Genomic DNA, 1128 nt, shown 5'->3' on the forward strand with positions numbered 1-1128 from the left:
CCTAGAAGTATTACGTGATTTTCTGCCCCTTACCCTCGTTGCTACTCTCCTTTTTTTCGTGGGAACCGCTTTAGGGCCCTCAGTGATGGTGTTTTGTAATTTATATGCTCCTCTTGCATTTGTGTCTCTACTTCTTGTTCGCCTGGAGGGAACTTCTTCATTTGTATTAGCATGGTTCACTTCAGTCCTTCCTTCCAACTCACTCTTTTTTTGCTGTAAACGATTCTCTGCCGCCAGTTCATTGAAACTATTGAATATATCCTTTAGAGATTCCGGGATGAATAAATCACCTATTAAAGCAGCTTGACGATCTGGTGGAACTAAAGTAAGCAATTGGGTAACGACGCTTACGAGCTTCATAACATCTTCTTCCGTTGGAGCTGGTGGGACTAATAACTGTGTACAATCCATTTTTCTCATGAGCATTTCGGTAGCTCTCTTCTTGTCTTTCTCGGGCAATCTTCCTATTATTATAGCAATAGATTTGTATAGTTGCTTTCTATTGTCTAACAGCTTGTTATTCTGTAGCATCAAATCTATGGCAGCCTGACTTGCTTCTTGTGAAGAGAGCATACCATTTCCAATCGAATCAAACCTTTCCTTAACCATCTTCGCAGCAGGCAAAATTACCTCAGCACTGGAGTCAGAAGATACGCTGGAATCTTCTGCGCTAGAATCAAGACCATACGGCCTACCGGTTGTGAGAGATTCCATGGGCCTTATGACATATCCTGGAAAGAGTAGCTCATCAGACTTACGTTTACTCTCTATATCAATATCTACATCAGGAGCAATCATTTCAATAAACAGCCGACATACATCCCAGACGCTATAAGCTGTACGTGCTTTTACCGTCAGATTCTTGGCTGTTTCAATGTCGTCCATTTTGGTTTTCTTTTACCAGTATTGTTCGTTTGATAATGTATTCTTGCTTATTACATTATAAAATCTGTGCAGATCACATGTCAAAACAACTTTTTATCACAAGATAGTACCGCAAAACGAACCTGCGGGCCGTCTAAAAATTAAGGAAAAGCAGCAAAGGTGCATTTTTAAAATATGAAATGAAGATACCGCAGTACCAATTATTTTCGCAGTACAAATAATGCGCGGCCGGTGCATTTTTCG

The 1128-nt window shown here is 40.4% G+C and carries 1 protein-coding gene; it reads right to left on the reverse strand.

All coding sequences use genetic code 11. From position 1 onward, the window contains the following. Positions 1–885, reverse strand: an 885-nt coding sequence (locus BFL38_RS15905) for a hypothetical protein (RefSeq protein ID WP_000340939.1), incomplete at its 3' end; no start/stop codon positions are given. Positions 886–1128 lie beyond the last annotated feature (243 nt).

This window comes from Brachyspira hampsonii (assembly GCF_001746205.1).
In the GTDB taxonomy this organism is placed as follows: Bacteria; Spirochaetota; Brachyspiria; order Brachyspirales; family Brachyspiraceae; genus Brachyspira; species Brachyspira hampsonii_B.